Genomic DNA, 24,475 nt, shown 5'->3' on the forward strand with positions numbered 1-24,475 from the left:
GGTCTTCGGTGGGCGTTCGCCGTGCGGGGCCGTGTGCGAGGATCGAACGCATGGGGACAACAGGTGCACAGGGGGGCCGCCGGGTCGGCAGGCCGCGGGCCGACCAGCGGCCGGACAGTGGACTGTCCCCGCGCGCCGAACTGCTCTCCGCCGCCGCCGAGTTGTTCACCACCCGCGGCTACGCGGCCACCACCACCCGGGCCGTCGCCGAGCGCGCGGGCATGCGGCAGGCGTCGATGTACCACTACGTCTCCGGCAAGGAGGAGCTGCTCGCGGACCTCCTGGAGTCCACGGTCACGCCCTCGCTGACCTACGCCCGGGAACTCCTCGCGGACGACGCCACCCCGGCCGAGGACCGGCTGTGGGAGCTGTGCCGCACCGACGTCGAGCTGCTGTGCGGCGGCTCGCACAACCTCGGGGGGCTCTATCTACTGCCCGAGGTGCGCGCCGAACGCTTCGCCGGCTTCCACGCCGTACGCGCCGAACTCAAGGACGCCTACCGGCAGTTGCTCGCCGCGACCGCCGCCGGCGGGGCGCTCGCCAAGAGCGAGCTGGAGCTGCGTACCGATCTGGTCTTCGGGCTGATCGAGGGCGTCATCCTCGTGCACCGCTCCGACCCCGAGCGGCCGGTGTCCGCCTTCGCGGAGGCGACGGCCGACGCCGCGTTGCGCATCGCCGGAATCTGATCAGGAACGGACGCTTCACTCCTTACGGTGAGTGACTTTCGTATGCCCGTACGCCGTCACTCGCCGTGTGCGAATGAAGCCACAGCGTGTAAATGGGCTGAGGGTACTCCTCTTCCATGTCCCTTTTCAGGGGCTTGCTGAATATGACACAGCGATGATCCGGTCGGACTAAGCTCGCCCGCAGCGCACCGAGTTGGGCTGTATTCGTGCGCTTGTTCCCAAACATGCAAAAGATACAGAAGCTCCCCCCAGATTTCCCCCATCCCCCCAGTCGACCTGTCTTTAGAGGGCATACATGGTGAGTGTTCAATCGCCTCCCGCCGGCCGTGAACTTCCCTACGCGCGTGTGCTGTTGCCGCCTGCCATAGTGATGGCCGCGGCGACCGGGGCCGCCGTCGCCCTGGTGGCGGGGCCTGCCCGGATCGCCGTCGGCTGGTGCGGAGTCGTCGCCACGCTCCTGGTGATCGCCACGGCGGCCGAAGCGGTTCGCCGTGGACGCAACCTGCGGGTCCTGCGCGCCGAGCACGACCGTCACACCGCGTATCTGGAACGGCGACTCGCCGACCAGAACCACGAGATGGTCCGCCTCGGCAAGGAGATCCTCCCCGCCACGCTGTACCGGCTCAGCAGCGGCGAATCCCCCGGAGAGGTGATTCGCCAAGTCGTCGACACCGATGCCGACTGGCGGCAACTTCCCCAGCCGCAGCGCGACTTGCTCAGGACCGTGCTCACCATCGTCGAGCGCGAGGAGAACATGCGTGACTCCGCGCAGCGCTCCTTCGTCAGCATCGCCCGCCGCGTGCAGGCCATCGTCCACCAACAGGCCAAGGAACTCCGGGAGATGGAGGAGGACCACGGCCGTAACCCCGAGGTCTTCGACGACCTCCTGCGCATCGACCACGGCACCGCGCTGATCGGCCGTCTCGCCGACTCCATCTCGGTGCTCGGCGGCGGTCGCCCCGGCCGCCAGTGGCCCGAACCGGTGCCGCTGTACAGCGTGTTGCGCGGCGCCATGTCCCGCATCCTGGAGTACCGGCGCATCGAGCTGCACTCCATCGCCAAGGTCAACATCCGCGGCATCTCCGTCGAGCCGGTCATCCACGCGGCGGCCGAACTCCTCGACAACGCCACCCGCTACTCGCCCCCGCAGACCAAGGTCCACGTCACCGCCGTGGAGGTGCAGACCGGTGTCGCCATCGAGATCGAGGACGGCGGCGTCAGCCTCAGCGAGGAGTCCCGGGCCCGGGCCGAGGGCATGCTGGAGCGCGCCAAGGCAGGCACCGACCTCCAGGACCTCGGCGAGAGCCCGCGCCTGGGCCTCGCCGTCGTCGGCCGGCTCTGTGCCACGTACAACATGCAGATCTCGCTGCGCGCCTCGGCCTACGGCGGCGTCCGCGCCGTCCTCATCGTGCCCAGCGAGATGCTCACCCCCGGCACCGCACCCGGCCTCGCCCACGGCATCGGCGCCACCGCCGCGCCCAAGGCGGAACTCGGCGCGGTCGAGGGTCCCAAGCGCACGATCAAGCGGCGCCGCCCCACGAGCCCGCGTATCCCGGCCGGGGTGAGCATGGAGGACGACGTCCCCGAGGTCACCGAGTGGACGGCCGGCGGCCTGCCGCAGCGCCGCAGCCGGGTCAAGGTCCCGCTCGCCCAGCGGTACGCCGAACAGGCCGCCGCCGAGCGCGCCGAGGCCGCCGCACGGGAGGCCCGCTCCGCCTGGGGCACGCCCGAGCCGGAGCCGGAGAAGAAGGACGAACCCGAACCGGGCCTGTGGGTCGAGGCGTTCATGGAAGGCCTCAAGGGCGACCCGGACCCGACCGCTTTCACCCAGAAGACCGAGCCGGCCCGAGTCGAGGCCGACGACGAGGGGGACCTCAAGTGATCCAGCAGCGAGCCAACTTCGACTGGATGCTCAAGGATCTCGCCGACGGCGTACCCGGCATCCAGCAGATCGTGGTCCTCTCCGCCGACGGACTGCGCATCGCCCGCTACGGCGGTGACCCCGACGCCGCCGACCGGGTCGCCGCGGCCTGCGCCGGACTGCAGAGCCTGGCCGGTGCCGTCGCCTCCGAGATCCCGGGCAGCGACGGCCGGATGAAGATGGTCATCATCGAGATCAACGGCGGCTACTTCTACCTGATGGCCGCGGGCGCCAACGCCTATCTCGCGGTGCTCTCCGACGTCATCGCCGAACCCGGCCACATGAGCAACCGCATGCGCGACCTCGTCGTCAGAATCGGCGCCCACCTCACCAGCCCGCCGAGGCGCAACGGGCAGACCGTATGACTCCTCCGCAACGCCGGCGGCGACATCCGAAGGAAGGACCGCCGCCCGAACCCGGCAAGAAGCAGGGCGAAGGAAAGATCCCGGAACGGCTGTACGTGCTCACCGGCGCGGCCGAGGACGGCGACCGGGCCGAACTCGACCTGGTCACGCTGATCGTGGCCCGCGCCGACGCGCCGCAGTCCGCCACCCCCGAGCAGACGACCCTGCTCCGGCTCTGTATCGCCCCCCTGTCCGTGGCCGAGCTGTCGGCCTATCTCAACCTGCCGTACAGCGTGGTGACCGTCCTGCTCACCGAGCTGCTCGCGGCCGAACTGGTGCAGGCGCGCGCCCCGATCGTCCGCCAGGCGCTCCCCGACCGTTCCCTCCTCGAAGCGGTGATGCATGGACTTCAAAAGCTCTGACACCATCACGGGTCCCCGGTCCGAGGACCACCTCCCGCACACGGCCCAGGCCGCGGTGAAGATCGTGATCGTCGGCGGCTTCGGGGTCGGCAAGACGACCATGGTCGGTTCGGTCAGCGAGATCAGACCGCTGACGACCGAGGAGACCATGACGCAGGCCGGCGTCGGAGTCGACGACAACTACGGCTCCGACACCAAGACGGCCACCACCGTCGCGATGGACTTCGGCCGCATCAGCATCACCGACCAACTGGTGCTCTACCTCTTCGGCACCCCCGGCCAGGAACGCTTCTGGTTCCTGTGGAACGGGCTGTTCGAGGGCGCGCTCGGCGCGGTGGTGCTGATCGACACACGGCGCCTCGAAGTCAGCTTCGACGTCATAGGACGGCTGGAGGAGCGCGGTGTGCCGTTCGTGATCGCCGTCAACTCCTTCCCGGACGGCCCGCATTACCCCGTCGAGGACCTGCGTACGGCGCTCGACCTGGCGCCGGACATCCCCATCGTGGAGTGCGACGCGCGCCGCCGCGCCTCCAGCCGGGACGTCCTGATGGCCCTGATGCGCTTCCTGCATTCGCTGGAGATGGCGAAGGCCCCCACGTGAGCCCCGCACCCGTCCACGTTCCCGGCTTCGTTCGAACCGCTCGATCCGGGGACCCCACCCCTGACCAGACACCGGATCCACTTCAGCTTCGGAGCGATCATCGTGACGCCTGAACCCCTCTCTCCGGCCGGTACGGACGACTACCCGGCCGCCCCGCCCCCCGGCTGCCCCGCGCACGGTGCCGGCCCCGGCGGGCTGCGTCGGCTGTACGGCCCCGGGGCGGAGAACCTGGGAGCCGTGTACGAGGAACTCCGCAAGGAGCACGGCCCTGTGGCTCCCGTGCTGCTGCATGAGGACGTGCCGGTCTGGGTGGTGCTCGGCCACAGCGAGAACCTGCAGATGGTGAGCACACCCACGCAGTTCTGCAAGAACAACCGCCTGTGGGGCCCCATGCGGGACGGGACGGTCAAACCCGACCACCCGCTCATGCCGCACTTCGCCTGGCAGCCCATCTGCGCCCACGCCGAGGGCGAAGAGCATGTGCGACTGCGCGGCGCGGTCACCAGCGCCATGTCGACCATCGACCACCGGGGCGTCCGCCGCCATATCAACCGTGCGACCCAGCACCTCGTCAACCAGTTCTGCGAGGAGGGCAGGGCCGACCTGGTCGGCCAGTACGCCGAGCACCTGCCCATGGCGGTGATGTGCGAGATCCTCGGCATGGCCGACGAGTACAACGACCGGATGGTGCACGCCGCCCGCGACATGCTCAAGGGCACCGAGACCTCCATCGCCAGCAACGCGTACGTCATGGACGTCCTGATGCGGCTCACCGCCCGTCGCCGGGCCGCACCCGAGGACGACTTCACCAGCTACCTGATCAACAACTCGGCGCGGCTCGACGACGAGGAGGTCGGCCAGCACCTGCGCGTCGTCCTGATGGCCGCGTACGAGGCCACGACCAACCTCCTCGCCAACGTACTGCGGCTGGTGCTGACCGACCCGGGTTTCCGTGCTCAGCTCAACGGAGGCCAGATGACCGTGCCCCAGGCGGTCGAGCAGTCCCTGTGGGACGAGCCGCCGTTCAGCACCGTCTTCGCCTACTTCGCCAAGCGGGACACCGAGTTGGGCGGCCAGCGCATCCGCAAGGGCGACGGCCTCCTCCTGGGCATCGCGCCGGGCAACGTCGATCCGCGCGTCCGTCCCGACCTGTCGGCCAACATGATGGGCAACCGCTCGCACCTCGCCTTCAGCGGTGGCCCGCACGAGTGTCCGGGCCAGGACATCGGCCGTGCCATCGCCGACGTGGGCGTCGACGCGTTGCTGTCCCGCCTCCCGGACGTCCAACTCGACTGCGAGGAGGACGAGTTGCGCTGGCGGGCGTCCATCTCCAACCGCCACCTGGTGGAACTGCCGGTGCGCTTCGAGCCGAAGCCCCAGCAGGACGTGGAGGCGCAGCCCGGCCACGCGCCCGTCCCGGTGCAGCGCACCGACTGGCACATCGGCACCACGCGGCCCGAGCCGGCCGTCGTCGTCCCGGAACCCCAGCCGACAGCTCCGGCGGCGCCGGCACCCGGGCAACCGGCCCGCCCGATGGGCGCCTGGCGCCGTTTCCTGCTCTGGTGGCGCGGTTACTGACCGGCCCAGTCGCCGTAGGAGTTCCAGGCTTCGAGAGCGCGCGCACTCCGGAACCGGTGCTCCGTTCCCGTGACCGGATCGGTGAACTCCAGCGCCCGGGCCAGCAGTTGGAGCGGTCGCCGGAAATCACCGTCCGGCACGGGGTCGGTCACCACGGGATACAGCGGATCGCCGAGGATGGGTACGCCCAACGCGCTCATGTGGACCCGCAGTTGATGCGTCTGCCCGGTACTGGGCACGAGCCGGTACCGGGCGAGACCATCGCGCCGCTCGACCAACTCGACCCGGCTGACGGCATTGACCTCGCCCTCGACCTGCTGTGCGGCCAGCACGCCCCGCTCCTTCAGAATTCGGGAGCGCACGGTTGCGGGGAGGGGGAGCCCGGATTCGTAGGGGGCGACGGCCTCGTACTCCTTCCGCACCTGTTTCTCCCGGAACAGCGCCTGGTACGCGCCCCGTTCCTCGGGCCGCACGGTGAACAGCACCAGTCCGGCGGTGAGTCGGTCGAGCCGGTGCGCGGCGCCGAGGGCCGGGATGTCCAACTCCCTGCGGAGCCGGGCCAGTGCCGTCTCGACGACATGGCTGCCGCGCGGGGTGGTGGCGAGGAAGTGCGGTTTGTCGACTACGACGATGTGCTCGTCCCGGTGCACGACCTCCAGCGGGAACGGCACCGGCACCTCGTCGGGCAGTTCCCGGTGGAACCACACGAACATGCCCGGTGCGTACCCCGCGGCGCGGGCCACGGTCCGTCCGTCGGCACCGACGAACTTTCCCGCGTCGAACATCCCGTCCACGACGCCGACACCCGCCCCGGACAGCCGCTCCACCAGGTACTCGCGAACGGTGGCCCACGGGCCCTCCGCGGGCAGTCGCACCCGCACCGGATCCACCCCGTGCAGCTGCGGCAGCGGAGGGGGCGGGATCCGTGGCTTGCGTCTCATCACCATCAAGCGTACGGGCCCCGGGACAACCCGCTGATCAGGTCGCGCCCAGGGGCCGCACCACGGCGATCCGACGTTGGCCCCGACCCGTCATCCGGCGCGACGGTGTGACCACACGAGTTCCTGAGCCGGCTTCTCCTCGCCGCTGGCGAAAACGGAGTCGAGCCATTCATTTGTCGGCTCCTCGCCGAAAAGCCGCCTGAGTTCGCGGGCCATCGGTGGAGCCAGCGGGAATCGCTCTCCATGCCGGCGTTCCTGGTACCGGTCCTGGATCTGCACGAAGAGGAAACCGCTGCGGCCGAAATGAACCAGCGGCTCCGGTGCACCGGTGAAGACCAGATCGTCGATGAGGTCGAGGTAGATGGACCGGTAGCTGGCCTTCCTTTTCTCCGTCCGGTGGCCATTCGACGTCGGCTGGTGATTGTCCACCGAGTAGATGCCGAGCATCGACTTGCACAGGTCCATGGAGAGGCAGTCGCACAAGGCGCTGTCCATGAGCCAGGGGAAGGACACCGGACCCGTTCCGCTGTTCCGGGCGACCGTGATGGCGGTCCCATATGCGTTTCCTGTATTCCCGCGGAATATGACACCGTCCCACATGCTCGGCGAATTCTTCAGCTCGTCATGGAGTCCGACGTGTGCGTCTCCCGGGCGGAAGTCCATCTTCTCCGCGTACTGGGCGATGGACTGCCTGATCAGTGACAACAGCGCATGGACCGCGTCGTGCCCCCAGCCGGCCGCGTCCATGGCCCGCGCCAGATCGGGTACGGAGCGTCCGTACATGCGGAAGCGGCCGCTGACCAGATCGAGCGGAGGTATGCAGATGTCGTCGAGGATGGTGGCGAAGGCGACGTAGTGGAGCCCCAGCGGATCCGCGCCGTACCGGTCACCGCACCAGCAGGCCATCCACTGGATGGTGTCCCGGCACGCCCGTGACACCGTGTCGGCAGCGCTGGCGTCACGCTTCTTCGTCCAGTCGGAATAGTGTTCCGGAGCCGCGCTCAGTCGTCCCCCGGACGTGTCCCACCGTTCCAGCACCCTGTCCAGCAACGGCCACACGTTGATCCGGTGGGACTGCGAGACCGGGCCGGCGTAGCCCCCCGCGCCCATCACGGTGTACAGGTGGGCGGTGTGCTTGTTGTAGCGGGACCTCGTGGTCACGGGGTGGAAGGCTGTCACGGGTTCTCGCGGATAGTGCAGGTACGTGCATGCCGTACTGCGATTGCAATTCGGTCCGCACCACAGTTCGTGCGAGCGATGCAGCAGGTCCTGAATGCCGCGTGCTTCTGACATATGCGCCAGGGCCTCCTGTGCGGTGCCCTGCCAAGCGAGCATGTCCGGTGTTACTGCCGCGACTTTGACGCAACTTGATGCCATGACCACGAGCCTCCGCAAGAACATCCCACTTATGGCTTGAATCCCAAGCGTGCGCGCGGCCTCGATCCCAGAGAAGGAGCGAGTAGGAGCGTACGACGGCATACGAGGGGCGCACTTGGTTGAAATGTTGTCATGGGTAGCATCAGTACGAAAGGGTCGGGTCTCTTTCGGTCACGGTTGTGAGAGTGAACTGGTGGGAAACGGGCGGAAGTTGTCCCCGCGGGTACGGCAAGTGGCGTCTCTCCGTGCCGGGCCGCAGGCCCTCGCCGATGCCCGGCGCGGAGAGAGAGTGCCTATCGCTCTGCCCGCCTCCACCGGTACACGGCCCCGATCCCCACGGTGGCCAGAAGAAACAGCACCGTGAACCACTGGAAGTACCAGTGCCCGCCCGCCGGGTCGTACACCGCGGCCCGCGGCCACGCCAGGTTGACGGTCATGACGAGGCCGTAGACCAGGGCCAGGGCGTTGACCGGCACCCCCCAGCGGCCGAGGGAGAACAGGCGGGCGCCCGTCTCGTCGGTGCCGTCGGTGCTGAACTCGCCGCGCAGGCGGCGCAGCAGCAGCGGGCCGGTGACCATCGCGTACGCCAGGTACAGCATCACGATGCAGGTGGTGCCGATGGCGAGGAACGCGTCCGGGGAGGCGAAGTTGAGGAGGAGCAGGGCGGCCGAGAGGACGCCCACGACGAGGGCGGGGGCGCTGGGCATGCCCGTGCGGGGGTTGACCTTGGACAGGCGGGCGGAGAACGGGAGTTGGCCGTCGCGGGCCATGGAGAAGAGCATGCGGCAGGCCGCCGTCTGGATGGCCAGCGTCGCCACCGCGATCGCCACCACCACGTCGGCCAGCAGGGCCTTGCCCACCCCGTCGCCGAGGCTGCTCGTCAGGACGTAGCTGAGGCCGTCGACGCCCAGGTGGCCGTCGGTCAGGCTGGGTGCGGCGAGCAGGCCGCCGAGGATGATGAGGCCGCCGAGCAGGCCCGCGGCGCCGAGCGCGGTGAGGATCGTGCGGGGCGCGGTACGGCGGGGGTTGTGGGTCTCCTCGCTCATCTCGCCCGCGCTGTCGAAGCCGATCATCACGTACGCGGCCGTGAACGAGCCGACCAGCAGCGCGCCGAGCAGCCCGCTCTCCAGGCCGCCGCCGGTGTGGAAGGTGATGCTCGGGGTGCGCTTCGAGTGGGTCAGGAGGAGGACGACGATCAGGATCGCGCCGATGATCTCCGCCGTCACTCCGACTCGGTTGATCACCGACATCACGCGGTTGTCGAGGATGTTCACCAGCGTCGTCAGGACCAGCAGGATCACGCCCAGGACCGCCGCGTTGGCCGCGCCGTCCGGTGAGGTGGGTGCCGGGTCGCTGCCCACCAGCTGGAAGCCCGACCAGATCGCCGGCAGCACCATCTGGAGGGCGAGTGCTGCCGCCGCGACGACCACGATCTGGCCGATCACCATGATCCAGCCGGCGAACCAGCCGAAGGTCGCGTTCGAGAGGCGGGACGACCACTGGTAGATCGCGCCCGAGATCGGGTAGCGCGCGGCCAGTTCCGCGAAGCAGGCCGCGACCAGCAACTGGCCTGCCAGCACCACCGGCCAGGCCCAGAAGAAGACGGCGCCGCCGAACGCGTAGCCGAAGGCGAAGAACTGGAAGACGGTCGTCAGTACGGAGATGAAGGAGAACCCGGCCGCGAACGACGCGTACCGGCCGAGGCTGCGGTGCAGCTCCTGGCGGTAGCCGAACTCCGCGAGGGAGCCGTCGTCGGGGGAGTGGGGCGGATCGGGGCGTACGTCGGAGGGGGTGGTTGTGGCCACGGCGGCACCTGCCTTCGGCGCGAATTCCTGTCGGGTGACAGAAATTAGGGAGGGGCTGTTTCGGCCGCGTCACGCCGCCGTGTCTGGGGCGGGCCTAAGTCCTCACGCTCTTGTCGTCGCACCAAAAACGCGATACATCGTGTGTATTGACGCTCGCGTACTGCTCACGATATGTTCGGTCACGGATATTCGGATGCGAGGTGCGAGTGGAGGCGGTGGTCCCAGTGGCTGCGAAGCGACGCAAGCTCAGTAACCCGCTGGCACTCGCCGTGCTGGTCACCCTCTGTCAGGGGTCCATGCATCCGTACGAGATCGCCCAGACCCTGCGCCGCCAGGGCAAGGACACCAGCACGAAGATCAACTACGGCTCGCTCTACACGGTCGTGCAGAACCTGGAGAAGCACGGCTTCGTCGAGGTCGCCGACGTGGAGCGGAAGGGCAACCGCCCCGAGCGCACGGTCTACGGACTGACCGCGGCCGGTCGCGAGGAGATGACCGAGTGGCTGTCCGAGCTGCTGGCCCGCCCCGTCAAGGAGTTCCCGATCTTCGAGACGGCCCTCTCACTGCTGGGCGCCCTGCACCCCGACGAGGTGATGACGCTCCTGGAGGAGCGGGTGAAGAACCTGGAGGTGCAGGCGGCCGGCGAGCGCGGTGCGTTGGAGAAGCTCTACGAGTCGGTGCCCCGGCTCTTCCTCATCGAGGTCGAGTACCAGTTGCACATGATCGAGGCACAGGCCGAATGGGTCCGCGGCCTGCTGGAGGAGATCAGGAAGGGCTCGATGCTCGGCGTCGAAGGCTGGCGCCACTTCCACGAAACGGGGGAGCCGCCACCGGAGTTCGCATAGATGAGACTGACCCCGACCGGGCTGTTGGAGCAGCCCCGCCGGGGTCACGAACCCCGAACTGACCCGCCGTGCGGCGAAGCCAGGCGATCGAGGTGCGGCACACCCAGGATAGCCGGGCGCTCTTCACGCGGATCAGTCGTGACCTTTCACATCGCACATCCGCTCATTCTTTGGAGAGCTGTCATGGGCAGTACCCGTGCGCCCGCGGTCCAGGCGCGTCAACTCATCAAGACCTATCCCGGCGATGTCACCGCCCTCAACGGCATGGACATCACCGTCGAACCCGGCACCGTCTTCGGCCTCCTCGGCCCGAACGGCGCCGGCAAGTCCACCACCGTCAAGATCCTCACCACCCTCGCCAGGCCCGACTCCGGCACGGCCACCGTCGCCGGCCACGACGTGCTGCGCCACCCGGACCGGGTCCGCCGCGCGATCGGCGTGGTCGCCCAGAACTCGGGCGCGGACCCGACGGCGACCGGCCGCGAGAACCTCCAACTCCAGGGCAGGCTCTACGGCTTGAGGGGCGCCGCCCTCACCAAGCGGGTGGACGAGCTCCTCGACCGCTTCACTCTCGCCGACGCCGCGAAGCGTCCGGTGAAGGGCTACTCCGGCGGTATGCGCCGTCGCCTGGACGTGGCGCTCGGCCTGGTCCACCGGCCCGAGGTGCTGTTCCTCGACGAGCCCACCACCGGCCTCGACCCGGAGGCCCGCACCGCGATGTGGGACGAGATCGGCCGGCTGGCGGGGGAGGAGGGGCTGACCATCCTGCTCACCACGCACTACCTCGAAGAGGCCGACCGGCTCGCCGAACGCATCGCGATCGTCGACCGCGGCCGGGTCGTCGTGGAAGGCACCCCCGACTCCCTCAAGGGCGAACTCCGGGGCGACGCCGTCCACTTGGAGCTGCGGGAAGCGGTCGGCGACGCCGGCCGTACGCTGCTGCGGGGCACTCTCCTCGGACTGCCGGGCGTGCACGAGGTGCTGGTCGACGGGCGCCGGGTCAGTGCCCGCGCCGACGACGGAGCGGCCGCGGTGCCCGTCCTGCTGGCGGCGTTCGAGCGGGCCGGCGTCGGGGTCGCCAGCGCGACCGTCGCCCGTCCCTCGCTGGACGACGTCTATCTCCGCTACGCGGGCCGCCGTTACGCCGAGGCCGACGCGAACAGCACCGGGCAGCTCGCCCTCGCCGGAGGTGCGCGATGAGTACGGCCGTATCCCAGACCTGGTACATGACGCAGCGTCAACTCATGGTGTTCGCACGGCAGCCCGCCTTCGCGATCATCACCCTCATCCAGCCGGTGATCTGGCTGTTCCTGTTCGGCAACCTCTTCAAGAAGGTCGTCGAACTCGGAGGCTTCGGCACCACCTCGTATCTGGACTACCTCGTCCCGGGCGTGGTCGTGATGAGCGCCCTCAGCTCCAACATGTGGGCGGGCATGGGCACGTTGGAGGAGATCCAGCGCGGCACTCTCAACCGCTTCCTGACCACCCCGGTCAGCAGGGCCGCGCTGATGAACGGCAACGTCGTCAACAACGGCCTCGTCACCGCGCTCCAGTCGGCGATCATCGTGCTGCTGGGACTGCTCGGCGGCGCGGACTACCCGGGCGGCATCGGCGGCATCGTGATCCTGGTGGTGGCGTCCGTGCTGCTGGGGACCATCTTCGGGGCGCTGTCGAACGCGCTCGGCATGCTGGTGCAGCAGCGGGAGTCGATCATCGGCATCAACACCTTCCTGCTGCTGCCGCTGACGTTCCTGTCCAGCGCGTTCATGGCGCCGTCCCAGATGCCCTCGTGGATGCGGCACATCGCCGACTTCAACCCGCTCAACTGGGCGATGGTGGCGGGCCGTTCGGCGATGAGCGAGCATCCCGACTGGGGTGACGTGCTCAGCCGGGGCGGTGCGCTGCTGGGGCTCGCGGTAGTGGCGGTGTGGCTGTCGATCCGTACGTTCAGGTCGTACCAGCGGTCGGTGTAGGGGTACAGCAAAGGGGCGGTACCTCGAAGGTGCCGCCCCTGTCCTCGTCGTTCCTAGGCCGCGGCCACGCCTTCCTGCTCCGCCTCGATCTTCGCGTTCCAGTCCCGCTTGGACGCCTGCCAGCCGTCCTCGTTGTGGCCCAGCCGCCAGTACCCGGAGATCGACAGGTCCTCGCGCGGGATCGCCAACTCGACCCGCAGCAGCCCGCGCAGGTCCTTCACGAAGGCCGCCTCTCCGTGCACGAACGCGTGCACGCGGCCCTCCGGGAACTCCAGCGCCCGTACGGCCTCGACGAGCGCCTCGCCGACCGGACGGTCCCCGCGGTGCAGCCAGACGACCTCGATGTCCGAGTCGATCTTCTGCTCCTCCTCGGGGCCCGAGACCTCCACGAAGGCATGCGCCGTGGCGCCCTCGGGCAGCGACTCCAGGGCGCGGGCGATCGCGGGCAGCGCGCTCTCGTCCCCGGCGAGCAGATGCCAGTCGGCGCCCGCGTCGGGGGCGTAGGCGCCGCCGGGGCCCATGAAGTGGACGGTCTCACCGGGCTGGACCCGGGTCGCCCACGGCCCGGCGAGGCCCTCGTCGCCGTGGATCACGAAGTCCAGGGACAGTTCGAGGTGTTCGGGGTCCCAGGCGCGCACGGTGTACGTCCGGGTCACCGGCCACTGCTCACGCGGGAACTCCGCGCGGATGCGCTCCATGTCGAAGGGCTCGGGATAGGTCGCACCCCCGGCCGGGAACAGCAGCTTCACGTAGTGGTCGGTGCAGGTGTCCGGCGAGAACTCGGCCAGGCCCGCGCCACCGAGCACCACGCGCTGCATATGGGGGGTCAGCCGTTCGGTGCGGATGACCTGCGCGGAATGGGGCTTACGCGGCTTCCGTACCGGACGTTCTGCCATGACGGCCTCCCAGATATCCCATGCTTAGGCTTACCTAAGTTAGCACTAGATTCTGTGCGCGGGGCAAGAACCAAGGGCAAGAACAATGCTTATGCGGCGAGCGTGGTGAGCAGTCGTTGCAATGATCCGCCCAGCCCCCAGCGCTCCGCCAGTGCGCCCACCAGCTCCGGATCGCGCGGAGCGTGCGGCAGCGTCGGGTCGACATCGGGCAGCGGTACGTCGTCCGCGACCCGCACGACCTTGGGCGCGACCGCGACGTACGGCCGTGACTCGTCCAGGCGCTTGCGCTGCGAGGGGGTCAGCTTGGACTTGGGGTCGTCGATCGCGGCCATGATCCCGGGCACGTCACCGAACTCGGCGAGCAGCTTCGCCGCCGTTTTCTCGCCGATCCCGGGCACGCCCGGCAGGCCGTCGCTGGGGTCGCCGCGCAGCAGCGCCAGATCCGCGTACCCCCGGCCGTCCACGCCGTACTTCTCGCGCAGCAGCGCCTCGTCCGTGAGTTGGAGCATGCCGACGCCCTTGATCGGATACAGGACGCGGATGCCGCGGGCGTCGTCGACGAGCTGGTACAGGTCGCGGTCGCCGGTGACGATGTCGACCGGGCCCTTCGCGTGCGCCGTGAACGTGCCGATCACGTCGTCCGCCTCGTACGGCTCGACGCCCACGCGCGCGATGCCGACCGCGTCGAGCACGGCCTCGATGATCGGCACCTGCGGCGAGAGCGTGTCCGGCACCTCCTCCGCGTCCGGGCCGCTCTCGCGCACCTCGGCGACGCGGTGCGCCTTGTAGGTGGGGATCAGGTCGACCCGCCACTGCGGTCGCCAGTCCGCGTCCATGCACGCCACCAGCTGGTCCGGACGGTGGTCCTTGACCAGGCGGTCGATGAATTCGAGCAGCCCGCGCACGGCGTTCACCGGCGTCCCGTCCGGAGCCTTCACGGACTCCGGGACGCCGAAGTAGGCGCGGAAGTAGAGCGAGGCGGTGTCGAGGAGCATCAGTCGTCCGGTCACGTCACGCATCATGCCGCACCGCGCGGACGGTTACGTAGCGGCGCGGGGTGGCAGCGAGAGCAGCCACTTCCAGCGCGGGCGTTCCGTGACGAGCGTGACGGCGGCCAGCACCGACACGAGGAAGGCGGCCCAGAGCGGCATGATCCACCATGCGGCGACCAGGGCCCCGGCGACCTGCAGCAGCACCAGAAGAATCGTGGCCCACCCCGGCACCGGGACCATCACCTTCTCCTTGTCGCCCGGAGTGGCGAACACGGTCGGCAGGCCGATCAGCACCACGAGTGACAGCACGGCCAGCACCCACGAGTGACCGGCCAGGGCCCACGGCACGCCCACCCAGGCGACGAGTTCCGTACTGAAGCGAAAGGCCGACGGCAGTCGGTCGTCCGGTCGTTCCACGGTTGCCCCCCGGGTCCCCAGCAGTGACGTCGGCGGTGATCCTACGGCCCGAGTGAGCTGAACCACTCCTGTGTTTGCGCAAGGAAAGCGGGGGCAGGCGCCGCCCGTCCCGCCCCCCATCGAGAGGTACGCGTGTCAGCCAGGCTAGAAGCCCAACACCTGCACAAGGTGTTCGGCAGACGAACGGTCCAGGCAGTCGAACGGCTCCAGCAGGGAGCCGACAGGGAGGAACTCCGCGCCGACGGCACCACCGCCGCCGTGATCGACGCCTCCTTCTCCGTGGCACCGGGCCAGATCTTCGTCGTCATGGGCCTGTCCGGCTCCGGCAAGTCCACCCTCCTGCGGATGCTCAACGGACTCCTGGAGCCCACCGCGGGCCGCGTCCTCTTCGACGGCCAGGACCTGACCGCGCTCGGCGACCGTGAACTGCGCGAGGTCCGCGCCCGCAAGATCAGCATGGTCTTCCAGCACTTCGCGCTCTTCCCGCACCGCAGCGTCCGCGACAACGCCGCATACGGACTGGCAGTACAGGGCGTGCCCCGCGCCGAGCGCGAAGCCCGCGCCGACGAGGCCCTCGCCCTGTGCGGTCTGGCCGGCTGGGAGGACTCCTGGCCCGACGAACTGTCCGGCGGAATGCAGCAGCGCGTCGGCCTTGCCCGCGCGCTCGCCACCGACGCCGACCTGCTCCTCATGGACGAGTCGTTCAGCGCGCTCGACCCGCTGATCCGCCGGGACATGCAGGACCAACTCCTGGAACTCCAGAAGTCGTTGAAGAAGACCATCGTCTTCATCACCCACGACCTCAACGAGGCCATGCGCCTCGGCGACCGCATCGCCGTCATGCGCGACGGCCGCATCGTCCAGACCGGCACCGCCGAGGACATCCTGCTGCGCCCCGCCAACGACTACGTCGCCTCCTTCATCCAGGACGTCGACCGCTCCCGGGTGCTGACCGCGAGCGCCGTCATGGACACCGACGTGACCGGCGAGGAGGCCGGCTGCGCCTGCGAGACCGCGACGCCGGACACCCCGTTCGCCGACCTCTGCGCCCTCAGCGCCCGCCTCACCCACCCGGTCGCGGTGCTCGACGCGGCGGACGAGGTCGTGGGAGTCGTACCGCAGGAACGCCTCGTCGCGTTCCTCGGCGGCGGCCCCGCCGGTCAGGAGAAGCAGGTGACCGCCTGTGCCTAGGCTCCCGCTCGGCGACTGGGTCGACTCCGGTGTCAACTGGCTCGTCGCCCACATGTCCTGGCTCTTCGACGCGATCAAGACGGTCGTCGAGGGCATGTACGACGGCATCAACGCGGTCCTGACCGCGCCCGAACCCCTGCTCCTCGCCGGCATCCTGGCGGTGCTCGCCTGGTGGCTGCGCGGACTGGTCGCGGGTGTCCTGGCCTTCGCCGGGTTCCTGCTGATCGACTCGCTCGACCTGTGGGACCGGGCCATGTCGACCCTGGCCCTGGTGCTCGTCGCGACCGTCATCGCGCTGGTGATCTCGATCCCGCTGGGCATCTGGGCGGCCCGCTCCAGGACGGTCAGCGCGGTCGTACGGCCCGCCCTCGACCTGCTCCAGACGATGCCGTCGATGGTGCTGCTGATCCCGGCGATCCTCTTCTTCGGCCTCGGCACGTCCGCCGGTGTCATCGCCACCCTGATCTTCGCGCTCGCCCCCGGCGTCCGCATGACCGAGCTGGGCATCCGCCAGGTCGACGCCGAACTCGTGGAAGCGGCCGAGGCGTTCGGCACCTCACCACGTGACACGCTCCTGCGCGTCCAACTGCCCCTGGCCCTCCCGACGATCATGGCGGGCGTCAACCAGGTCATCATGCTGGGCCTGTCGATGGTCGTCATCGCCGGCATGGTCGGCACCGGCGGCCTCGGCGGCGCCGTCAACGAGGCCATCGGCCAGCTCGACATCGGCTTCGGCTTCGAGGCGGGCGTCGGCATCGTCGTCCTCGCGATCTACCTCGACCGCATGACCAGCGCGCTCGGCACCCACATCTCCCCGCTGGGCCGCCGCGCCGCCGCCAAGGCCCGCGCGGCGGGCAACGCCAAGCCCTGGAACTACCGCCCCCGCCCGGCGTTCGCCGTGATCGGCGTGGTCGTCCTCGCCCTCGTGGCCGGCGGTATAGGCGTCTTCGGCTCCTCCTCCGACACGAAGGCGACCTCCGCCACGGACGTCGGCAAGGGCAAGGAGATCACCATCGGCTACATCCCCTGGGACGAGGGCATCGCCTCCACCTTCCTCTGGAAGGAGATCCTGGAGGAGCGCGGCTACAAGGTGACGACCACCCAGTACGCCGCCGGCCCCCTCTACACCGGCCTCGCCACCGGCCAGGTCGACTTCCAGACCGACTCCTGGCTGCCCACCACGCACGCCGAGTACTGGAAGAAGTACGGCAAGCAGCTCGACGACCTCGGCAGCTGGTACGGCTCCACGTCACTGGAGCTGACCGTCCCGTCGTACGTGAAGGACGTCAACTCCCTCGCGGACCTCAAGACCCACGCCTCCGAGTTCGGCGGCAAGATCACCGGCATCGAACCGAGCGCCGGAATGATGGGCCTCCTCAAGACCAAGGTCCTCAAGGAGTACGGCCTCCAGGGGTCCTACGACGTCGTCGACGGCTCCACCCCGGCGATGCTGGCCGAGCTGAAGCGGGCGTACGCAAAGAAGCAGCCGATAGTCGTCACACTCTGGTCGCCGCACTGGGCGTACAGCGACTACGGGCTGAAGAAGCTCAAGGACCCGAAGAACGCCTGGGGCAAGGGCGACGGCGTGCACACCGTGGCCCGCAAGGGCTTCGCCGCCGACAACCCCGACGTCGGCAAGTGGCTGAAGGACTTCAGGATGACCGAGGCTCAGCTCACCGGTCTGGAGGCGCAGATCCAGAAGTCCGGCAAGGGCGAGGAACAGGACGCCGTCCGCACCTGGCTGAAGCAACATCCGGGCCTCGTCGACCAGTTGGCCCCGGTGGCGAAGAACCGGAAGAGCCAGGCGGCCGGGTGACCTGACAGTCCCGGAGCCGCCGCCCGAGAGGTGGGCTTCGCCGCACGTTCCCCCCTTCGTGCGGCGGGGCCCACCTCTGTCCGCGCCCCGATCCGGTACGAAAAGGATCCGGCCAACCACATAGCGCTACGAAACCCCGCAATCAGGCCTGTGATGTGAGCGGGAACACAGGCGGCTGCGTATGCATTGAAGAGTAGAGACGAAGTCCGGCGCTGATTGAGGGCCGAAGGTGCCTCGCGCACTGGCCAGAACTGTGAGGTCCGATCGCACGCTGTGTGACGTGGATGTGACAGGCGCATGAAACGGTTTGCCGAACATGCGTAGGGTGCAGAGAACTCATCAGAGGCAACTGAAAACCGACGAGCGAAGGAGGGAGCCAGGGCGATGGGCGACCACAAAGAACAACCCCTTCGGGTGGGTGCGGCCGTACGGCGGCGGCGCCGCGCGCTGTCTCTGACCCTCGCCGTCGTGGCCGAGCGCAGCGGCCTGTCGGTGCCCTTCCTGAGCCAGGTCGAGAACGACCGGGCGCGCCCCAGCAGAAGCTCCCTGGAGAAGGTGGCCGACGCCCTGCGCACCACGGCTGTCGAACTCCTCGCCGCCGCCGACCCGGCGTGCAGCGTCGACGTCGTACGCGCCGAGGAACCCGAGTCGGCCGAACCCCGGATGCGTTCCCTGGTACGGGGTCACCACCAGCTGCACGCCTCGGAGTTCACCGGCGACCACGACGCCGGACGTGAATTCCAGCACCGCAACGACGAGTTGATGTACGTCGCGGACGGTGCCGTCGAGATCGAGGCGGAGGGGCGTGCGTACCGCCTCGTACGCGGCGACACGATGTACCTCACCGGAGGGGTGCGCCACCGCTGGCGCGCGACCGTGCCGGACACCCGGGTCGTCGTGGTCGCGGTGGCCGAGCACATCGAGGCGGTCCAGGACCGCCCGCGCTGATGCGCGTCGTCTCCCTCGTACCGTCGCTGACGGAGGCAATCGCCGTATCGCTGCCGGGAGTTCTGGTCGGCGCGACGGACTGGTGCAGCCATCCGCCGGGCCTCGACGTGACACGCGTGGGCGGCACGAAGAACCCGAAGCTCGAACCGATCCTCGCCCTCGCCCCCGACTTGGTGATCGCCAACGAGGAGGAGAACCGCGAACCGGATCTGACCGCCTTGCGCGAGGCGGGTGCCGAGGTCCTGGTCACCGAGATCCGCGACGTCCCGCAGGCCTTCCGTGAGCTGACCCGGGTGCTCGACGCGTGCGGAGCGCCGTCCCGCCCGCGCTGGCTCGACGAGGCGGAGCGGGTGTGGTCGGAGCTGCCGGAACCGGAGGGCCGTAGGTCTGCTGTCGTGCCCATCTGGCGCCGGCCCTGGATGGTGCTGGGCCGGGACACCTTCGCGGGCGACGTGCTGTCCCGCCTGGGAGTGGACAACGCGTACGCGGCGCACGCCGAACGCTATCCGCGCGCCACGGTCGAGGAACTGCGGGCGGTGGCACCGGACTTGGTCGTCCTGCCCGACGAGCCGTACCGCTTCACGGCCGACGACGGCCCGGAGGCCTTCCCGGGCCTGCCCTGCGCGCTCGTCGGCGGCAGGCACCTCACCTGGTACGGGCCGTCACTGGCCGAAGCGCCACGGGTGCTGTCCGAGGCCCTGCGAGCAGCTCACCGCTGACCAGACCGCGTGCCGTGTGCACGGCGGCGGTGACCCAGGCGGCGACGAGTACGCCGTACAGGAGGATCGCGAGCCCGTCGTAGACGGCGAGCCCGGTGTGCCGGGCCAGGGTCTCGGCGCCGGTGACGCAGGTGCCGACCGGGAAGGTGAACGCCCACCAGGTCATCGTGAAGCCCATGCCCCGGCGCCGGGCGCGCACGACATGCGCGGTGGCGAGGCCGAACCAGAGCAGGGCGAAGCCCATGACCGGGACGCCGTAGAGGACCGCGAGGAGACTGAAGCCCTGGGCGTACGTGGCAGGTACGACCCCGGGTGCGAAGTCCGCGAACTTGCCGACGGCGGTGGTGGATTGACCCAGCGGACCCAGCACGAGGAACAGCGTCGGGGTGAGCGCGAGGGGCAGCGGCCCGCCGGTGACCAGCCGGGCGAAGACCAGCGGCAGCATGAGGAGGGTGGCCAGCAGGCTCAGCCCGAACATCGCGAAGCACGCGAGGAGGAGGGTCTCCCGGGCCTGCCCGGCCGGCAGGTGGGGCACGAGGAGTGGACCGAGGGCGGCCGACACCATGGGCGCGACGACGGGCAGCAGCCACACGGGGGTCGCCTGTGAGGGGTGCACGTGATGCCGTACGGCCATCAGGTACGGGACGGCGACGGCGGCCGTGAGCCCGACGACCGTACCGGCCCCGAACAGCACGGCGTCGAGCACGACCGCCGCCCGGACCCCGATCCAGTCCTGCCCGACGACCAGTCCGCCGCCGCCCACCGCCAGCAGGGCCATCGCGAGGCAGCCGTAGAACGGGGCCATCGCCGGGTCGAGGAGGTGGGCGCGGGCCTGGTCGGGATGGTGGGTCCAGTGCAGGGTCCGGGCGGCGAGCAGGACCAGGAGCATCGCGAGCGAGAGGGCCCAGACGGCTGTGCACGCCGTACGCAGCCCCGGGAGGTGCAGGGGGAGCCCGGCACCGGCCGTGGCGACGATGGCGGTGCCCATGACGGACGCGTACCAGTTGGGTCCGAGGTGTCGAACGGCGGTGACCATGTCCTCACCGTCTCGCCGACCGAGACGGGCGACCAGGGAGTATCTGTCTATGGGGACATAAACTGGATTTATGAGCGGGAGCGAGACGAAAGATCAGCGGGAAGGGTCGATAGCGCACCGGGTGCCGGACCTCGGGGCGCTGGAACTGTTGCTGGCGGTGGCACGGCTCGGGAGTCTCGGCGGGGCGGCCCGCGAACTGGGGATCACCCAGCCGGCGGCCAGCAGCCGTATCCGGTCCATGGAACGGCAGCTGGGCGTGGCCCTGGTGGACCGGTCACCGCGCGGCTCAAGCCTGACGGACGCCGGGGCCCTGGTCACGGACTGGGCCCGCCGGGTCGTCGAGGCGGCGGCCGCCTTCGACGCGGGCGCCCAGGCGCTACGGCACCGCCGCGACTCCCGGCTCCGCGTCGCCGCCAGCATGACCATCGCCGAGTACCTGCTCCCCGGCTGGCTCCTCGCCCTCCGCTCCCAACGCCCCGACACGGCAGTCTCGTTGCTGGCCGGCAACTCGACCACGGTCGCGGAACGCCTTCTCTCCGACGAGGCGGACCTGGGCTTCGTGGAGGGCCTGTCCGTCCCGCCCGGCCTCGACTCGACGGTGATCGCCCACGACCACCTGATCGTCGTCACGGCCCCGACCCACCCCTGGGCCCGCCGCCGACGCCCGGTCCCGGCACAGGAGTTGGCGTCGACGCCCCTGATCCTCCGGGAGAAGGGCTCGGGCACCCGCCAGGTGTTGGACGCGGCGCTGGGCGGCCTGGCCCGCCCCCTCATCGAGTTGTCCTCCACTACGGCGGTCAAGGCATCGGCCGTGAGCGGAGCGGGCCCCGCTGTCCTGAGCGAGCTGGCGGTGGGGGAGGAACTGTCGATGCGGCGGCTGGTCCGGATCCCGGTGGAAGGGGTCACCCTGGCCCGCGACTTGAGAGCGGTCTGGCCGACGGGGCACAGGCCGACGGGCCCGGCGAGGGAACTGCTGTCGCTGACGCGGGGTTAGCGAGCCGTCGTGGCGTTCGCCGCCGCCTCCACCAGCGCCCGCATCACCCGCAGGTCCTCGCCCATCTCGGGATGCCACTGGACCCCCACCACCCAGTCGGCGGAGGGGAGTTCGACCGCCTCCACGGTGCCGTCCGCTGCCCAGGCCGACACCACCAGCCCGGCACCCAACCGGTCCACGGCCTGGTGGTGGAACGTCGGTACGGATGTCTCCTCCGGTACCGCGGTCGCGTACAGGGTTCCCGGCACCGGCTTGACCGGGTGGTGTCCGAAGACTCCCGGTGTCTTCGCGTGCCCGTCGATGTGCTGGACCAGGGTGCCGCCGAGGGCGACGTTCAGCAGTTGCAGTCCTCGGCAGATGCCCAGTAGCGGCACGCCGGCCGTCAACGCGGCCTCGATCAGGGCGAGTTCCCAGGCATCGCGGGCGAGGGCGGGCGGGCCGGTGCGGGGGTCGCGCTCCGCGCCGTAGCGGACCGGTTCGACGTCCGGGCCGCCCGCGATCACCAGGCCGTCGAGGCGGGCCACGGTCGCCGCGGCGTGCTCGGGGGCGTCCGGCGGCAGCATCGCGGCGAGGCCGCCCGCGCGTTGTACGAGCCGTGGGTAGCCGGCAGGCAGGAGTGCCGCCTCCAACTCCCAGTTGCCCCAGCGGGCGCCGGTCTCCAGGTATGTACTGATGCCGATCAGCGGCCTGCCCGCCATGCACCCCTCCGACCGTGAAGCGACTTGAATGGACTCCAAGGGAACCATTGAAGCCATTGAACTACCCCGTTGGCCAGGCGGTCACGCCAGGAAGCCGCGCAGCAGCGCCGCCGTGCCCGCGCAGTGCTCCCGCATCATCTCCCGCGCCCCGTCCGCGTCCCCGTCCAGCACCGCCTCCACCAGCGCGATGTGCTGCCGCTGCGAGTGCTCCAGGTTGCGGACGAGGAGGGGGATGCAGTCGAGAAGGTCGTTCACCGTGGCCCGTACCGCCGCGTACTGCGCGGTCAGCGTCGGCGAACCGCACAGCTCGGCCAGGGTCAGGTGGAGCAGCGTGTCCAGGCGGCGGTAGTCGGCGAGCGGGGCGTCGTGCGTGCGGGCGAGGGCGTCCCGTAGGCGCCCCGCCTGTTCGGCTGTCAGGCCGTGCGTCGCGCACAGGCCCGTCGCGCCGACCTCCAGCACCTCCCGGAACCGCAGCACGTCCTCGATGTCGACCGCGCTGATCCGCCGCCGCAACTCGTCCTCGCCGCCCGCGTCCGACTTCGGCAGGACGAACGTCCCGCCGTAGCGTCCGCGCCGCGACTCCACCAGTCCCTGGTCCTGCAGTACCTTCAGAACCTCGCGCAGCGTCACCCGACTGATCCCGAGCCGCTCGGCCAGCTCCCGCTCGGCCGGCAACCGTTCGCCCCCCGGCACCAGACCCAGCCGTACGACCTGCAGAATCTGTTCCAGCGCTTCTTCGAAGCCGTTGCCCGCCCGCACCGGCCGCAGTACCGGGGTCAACCGGTCCTCAAGCCCGTTCTCCGCATCCAGCGACATATGGTGGCACCCCCTTCCCAAGCAATGGTTCTCCGCAATACCTTATGGCTTCCGGCTGACCGTAGAAGCCGAAGGAGGCTTTCCCGTGGCAGACCGCACACCCCCACTGAGCGTCGAGGAACTCCAACGCCTCGTTGCCAGTGGTGAGATCGACACTGTCGTCCTGGCCTTCCCCGACATGCAAGGGCGGCTCCAGGGCAAGCGGTTCGCCGCCCACTTCTTCCTGGACGACGTGCTCCAGCACGGCACCGAGGGCTGCAACTACCTTCTCGCCGTCGACACCGAGATGAACACGGTCGACGGCTACGCCATGTCCTCCTGGGAGCGCGGTTACGGCGACTTCGCCATGCACCCGGACCTGTCCACCCTCCGCCGTGTGCCCTGGAACGCCGGCACCGCCATGCTCATCGCCGACCTCGCCTGGAACGACGGATCGCCGGTGGTCGCCGCACCCCGCCAGATCCTGCGCCGCCAGCTGGAGCGCCTCGCCGAGCACGGATTCACCGCGCAGGTCGGTACGGAGCTGGAGTTCATCGTGTTCAAGGACACGTACGAACAGGCCTGGGACGCCAACTACCGAGGGCTCACCCCGGCCAACCAGTACAACATCGACTATTCGGTGATGGGGACCGGCCGTATCGAGCCGCTGCTGCGCCGGATCCGCAACGACATGACCGTCGCCGGACTGACCGTCGAGTCCGCCAAGGGCGAGTGCAACCCGGGGCAGCACGAGATCGTCTTCCGCTACGACGACGCCCTCGTCACCTGCGACCAGCACGCCGTCTACAAGACCGGCGCCAAGGAGATCGCCTCCCAGGAAGGCGTCTCGCTCACCTTCATGGCGAAGTACAACGAGCGCGAGGGCAACTCCTGCCACATCCACCTCTCGCTCGGCGACGGCGACGGCGGCAACACCATGGCGGGTGCCGAGGGCGACCCCGGTGGGATGTCCGAGGTCATGCGCTACTTCCTCGCGGGGCAGCTCGCCGCGCTTCGTGACTTCTCGCTGCTCTACGCCCCGAACATCAACTCGTACAAGCGGTTCCAGCCGGGTTCGTTCGCGCCTACCGCCGTCGCCTGGGGGTACGACAACCGCACCTGCGCGCTCCGGGTCGTCGGCCACGGCCGCTCGATGCGCTTCGAGAACCGGCTGCCCGGCGGGGACGTGAATCCCCACCTGGCGGTGGCGGGTCTGGTCGCTGCCGGGCTCTACGGCATCGAGCACAAGCTGGAGCTGCCGGAGGCCTGCGCGGGCAACGCCTACAGCGGCGACTACGCGCACGTCCCCACCAATCTCCGCGAGGCCGCCGAGCTGTGGGAGAACAGCCCGATCGCCAAGGCCGCCTTCGGCGACGAGGTCGTCGCGCACTACCGCAACATGGCGCGCGTCGAACTCGAAGCCTTCGACGCCGCCGTCACCGACTGGGAGCTGCGTCGCTCCTTCGAACGTCTGTGAGGA

General features: G+C 69.6%; 24 protein-coding genes. 15 read left to right on the plus strand and 9 right to left on the minus strand.

What is annotated here, in order from left to right:
• Nucleotides 1-50: 50 nt before the first annotated feature.
• The 6 genes from AB0I69_RS16710 to AB0I69_RS16735 all read left to right on the plus strand — a co-directional run bounded on the left by AB0I69_RS16710 (nucleotide 51) and on the right by AB0I69_RS16735 (nucleotide 5,552).
• Nucleotides 51-686, plus strand: coding sequence for a helix-turn-helix domain-containing protein (locus AB0I69_RS16710; protein ID WP_363096373.1), 636 nt, complete (start codon nucleotides 51-53; stop codon nucleotides 684-686).
• Nucleotides 687-981: 295 nt separating this feature from the next.
• The gene (locus AB0I69_RS16715; RefSeq protein WP_363096374.1) at nucleotides 982-2,568 is read left to right on the plus strand and encodes an ATP-binding protein; all 1,587 of its coding nucleotides are present in this window, start codon (nucleotides 982-984) and stop codon (nucleotides 2,566-2,568) included.
• On the plus strand, nucleotides 2,565-2,972 hold the full coding sequence (locus tag AB0I69_RS16720; protein ID WP_363096375.1) for a roadblock/LC7 domain-containing protein: 408 nt from the start codon (nucleotides 2,565-2,567) through the stop codon (nucleotides 2,970-2,972). Before AB0I69_RS16715 ends, AB0I69_RS16720 begins: the two co-directional genes overlap by 4 nt.
• Nucleotides 2,969-3,373, plus strand: coding sequence for a DUF742 domain-containing protein (locus AB0I69_RS16725; protein ID WP_363096376.1), 405 nt, complete (start codon nucleotides 2,969-2,971; stop codon nucleotides 3,371-3,373). Before AB0I69_RS16720 ends, AB0I69_RS16725 begins: the two co-directional genes overlap by 4 nt.
• Nucleotides 3,354-3,974 carry an ATP/GTP-binding protein gene (locus tag AB0I69_RS16730; protein ID WP_363096377.1) on the plus strand — a complete coding sequence of 207 codons (621 nt, stop codon included), beginning with the start codon at nucleotides 3,354-3,356 and terminating at the stop codon, nucleotides 3,972-3,974. Before AB0I69_RS16725 ends, AB0I69_RS16730 begins: the two co-directional genes overlap by 20 nt.
• 102 nt (nucleotides 3,975-4,076) lie before the next feature.
• On the plus strand, nucleotides 4,077-5,552 hold the full coding sequence (locus AB0I69_RS16735; RefSeq protein ID WP_363096378.1) for a cytochrome P450: 1,476 nt from the start codon (nucleotides 4,077-4,079) through the stop codon (nucleotides 5,550-5,552).
• Here the strand turns inward: AB0I69_RS16735 and AB0I69_RS16740 are convergent.
• The 3 genes from AB0I69_RS16740 to AB0I69_RS16750 form a co-directional block, all read right to left on the minus strand.
• A complete protein-coding gene (locus AB0I69_RS16740; RefSeq protein ID WP_363096379.1) occupies nucleotides 5,546-6,493 on the minus strand; it encodes an RluA family pseudouridine synthase in 948 nt (315 codons plus the stop codon). The genes AB0I69_RS16735 and AB0I69_RS16740 overlap by 7 nt on opposite strands.
• Nucleotides 6,494-6,583: 90 nt before the next feature.
• Nucleotides 6,584-7,654 carry a hypothetical protein gene (locus tag AB0I69_RS16745; protein ID WP_363096380.1) on the minus strand — a complete coding sequence of 357 codons (1,071 nt, stop codon included), beginning with the start codon at nucleotides 7,652-7,654 and terminating at the stop codon, nucleotides 6,584-6,586.
• A 509-nt stretch (nucleotides 7,655-8,163) separates the two neighbouring features.
• The gene (locus AB0I69_RS16750; protein WP_363096381.1) at nucleotides 8,164-9,675 is read right to left on the minus strand and encodes an amino acid permease; all 1,512 of its coding nucleotides are present in this window, start codon (nucleotides 9,673-9,675) and stop codon (nucleotides 8,164-8,166) included.
• A gap of 224 nt (nucleotides 9,676-9,899) precedes the next feature.
• On the opposite strand from AB0I69_RS16750, the gene AB0I69_RS16755 reads away from it, so the two are divergent.
• The 3 genes from AB0I69_RS16755 (at nucleotide 9,900) to AB0I69_RS16765 (ending at nucleotide 12,493) form a co-directional block, all read left to right on the plus strand.
• A complete protein-coding gene (locus AB0I69_RS16755) occupies nucleotides 9,900-10,520 on the plus strand; it encodes a PadR family transcriptional regulator (RefSeq protein WP_363096382.1) in 621 nt (206 codons plus the stop codon).
• Between the two features lie 183 nt (nucleotides 10,521-10,703).
• The gene (locus AB0I69_RS16760; protein WP_363096383.1) at nucleotides 10,704-11,720 is read left to right on the plus strand and encodes an ATP-binding cassette domain-containing protein; all 1,017 of its coding nucleotides are present in this window, start codon (nucleotides 10,704-10,706) and stop codon (nucleotides 11,718-11,720) included.
• Complete coding sequence (locus tag AB0I69_RS16765; RefSeq protein ID WP_363096384.1) at nucleotides 11,717-12,493, plus strand: ABC transporter permease; 777 nt, start codon at nucleotides 11,717-11,719, stop codon at nucleotides 12,491-12,493. Before AB0I69_RS16760 ends, AB0I69_RS16765 begins: the two co-directional genes overlap by 4 nt.
• Before the next feature lie 53 nt (nucleotides 12,494-12,546).
• Here the strand turns inward: AB0I69_RS16765 and AB0I69_RS16770 are convergent, their stop codons facing one another.
• From AB0I69_RS16770 to AB0I69_RS16780, 3 genes are all read right to left on the minus strand, one after another.
• Nucleotides 12,547-13,389: a siderophore-interacting protein gene (locus AB0I69_RS16770; protein ID WP_363096385.1), complete on the minus strand. Its 843-nt coding sequence runs from the start codon at nucleotides 13,387-13,389 to the stop codon at nucleotides 12,547-12,549.
• An 89-nt stretch (nucleotides 13,390-13,478) separates the two neighbouring features.
• Nucleotides 13,479-14,408 carry a 5'-3' exonuclease gene (locus AB0I69_RS16775; protein ID WP_363096655.1) on the minus strand — a complete coding sequence of 310 codons (930 nt, stop codon included), beginning with the start codon at nucleotides 14,406-14,408 and terminating at the stop codon, nucleotides 13,479-13,481.
• Nucleotides 14,409-14,429: 21 nt separating this feature from the next.
• Nucleotides 14,430-14,798, minus strand: a complete 369-nt coding sequence (locus tag AB0I69_RS16780) for a hypothetical protein (RefSeq protein WP_363096386.1) — start codon at nucleotides 14,796-14,798, stop codon at nucleotides 14,430-14,432.
• Nucleotides 14,799-14,930: 132 nt separating this feature from the next.
• Between AB0I69_RS16780 and AB0I69_RS16785 the strand changes: the two genes are divergently transcribed.
• The 4 genes from AB0I69_RS16785 to AB0I69_RS16800 all read left to right on the plus strand — a co-directional run bounded on the left by AB0I69_RS16785 (nucleotide 14,931) and on the right by AB0I69_RS16800 (nucleotide 19,472).
• Nucleotides 14,931-15,989 carry a betaine/proline/choline family ABC transporter ATP-binding protein gene (locus tag AB0I69_RS16785; protein WP_363096387.1) on the plus strand — a complete coding sequence of 353 codons (1,059 nt, stop codon included), beginning with the start codon at nucleotides 14,931-14,933 and terminating at the stop codon, nucleotides 15,987-15,989.
• Nucleotides 15,982-17,805, plus strand: coding sequence for an ABC transporter permease/substrate binding protein (locus AB0I69_RS16790; RefSeq protein ID WP_363096388.1), 1,824 nt, complete (start codon nucleotides 15,982-15,984; stop codon nucleotides 17,803-17,805). Before AB0I69_RS16785 ends, AB0I69_RS16790 begins: the two co-directional genes overlap by 8 nt.
• Nucleotides 17,806-18,189: 384 nt before the next feature.
• Nucleotides 18,190-18,753 carry an XRE family transcriptional regulator gene (locus AB0I69_RS16795; RefSeq protein ID WP_363096389.1) on the plus strand — a complete coding sequence of 188 codons (564 nt, stop codon included), beginning with the start codon at nucleotides 18,190-18,192 and terminating at the stop codon, nucleotides 18,751-18,753.
• Nucleotides 18,753-19,472 (plus strand): helical backbone metal receptor, encoded by a 720-nt coding sequence (locus tag AB0I69_RS16800; protein WP_363096390.1) that lies wholly within the window; start codon nucleotides 18,753-18,755, stop codon nucleotides 19,470-19,472. The genes AB0I69_RS16795 and AB0I69_RS16800 overlap by 1 nt, the downstream gene beginning before the upstream one ends.
• On the opposite strand, the gene AB0I69_RS16805 is transcribed toward AB0I69_RS16800, so the two are convergent.
• Complete coding sequence (locus AB0I69_RS16805; RefSeq protein ID WP_363096391.1) at nucleotides 19,399-20,508, minus strand: TDT family transporter; 1,110 nt, start codon at nucleotides 20,506-20,508, stop codon at nucleotides 19,399-19,401. The two genes, AB0I69_RS16800 and AB0I69_RS16805, sit on opposite strands and share 74 nt — an antisense overlap.
• A gap of 70 nt (nucleotides 20,509-20,578) precedes the next feature.
• On the opposite strand from AB0I69_RS16805, the gene AB0I69_RS16810 reads away from it, so the two are divergent.
• Nucleotides 20,579-21,502 (plus strand): LysR family transcriptional regulator, encoded by a 924-nt coding sequence (locus AB0I69_RS16810; protein WP_363096392.1) that lies wholly within the window; start codon nucleotides 20,579-20,581, stop codon nucleotides 21,500-21,502.
• On the opposite strand, the gene AB0I69_RS16815 is transcribed toward AB0I69_RS16810, so the two are convergent.
• Nucleotides 21,499-22,200 carry a gamma-glutamyl-gamma-aminobutyrate hydrolase family protein gene (locus AB0I69_RS16815; protein WP_363096393.1) on the minus strand — a complete coding sequence of 234 codons (702 nt, stop codon included), beginning with the start codon at nucleotides 22,198-22,200 and terminating at the stop codon, nucleotides 21,499-21,501. The genes AB0I69_RS16810 and AB0I69_RS16815 overlap by 4 nt on opposite strands.
• Before the next feature lie 81 nt (nucleotides 22,201-22,281).
• Entirely contained in the window at nucleotides 22,282-23,016 is a 735-nt protein-coding gene (locus AB0I69_RS16820; RefSeq protein WP_363096394.1) for an FCD domain-containing protein, read from the minus strand.
• A gap of 85 nt (nucleotides 23,017-23,101) precedes the next feature.
• Here AB0I69_RS16820 and AB0I69_RS16825 point away from each other — a divergent pair, with 85 nt between their 5' ends.
• Nucleotides 23,102-24,472: a glutamine synthetase family protein gene (locus tag AB0I69_RS16825; protein WP_363096395.1), complete on the plus strand. Its 1,371-nt coding sequence runs from the start codon at nucleotides 23,102-23,104 to the stop codon at nucleotides 24,470-24,472.
• Nucleotides 24,473-24,475 lie beyond the last annotated feature (3 nt).

The organism is Streptomyces sp. NPDC050508 (assembly GCF_040655155.1).
Classification (GTDB): domain Bacteria; phylum Actinomycetota; class Actinomycetes; order Streptomycetales; family Streptomycetaceae; genus Streptomyces.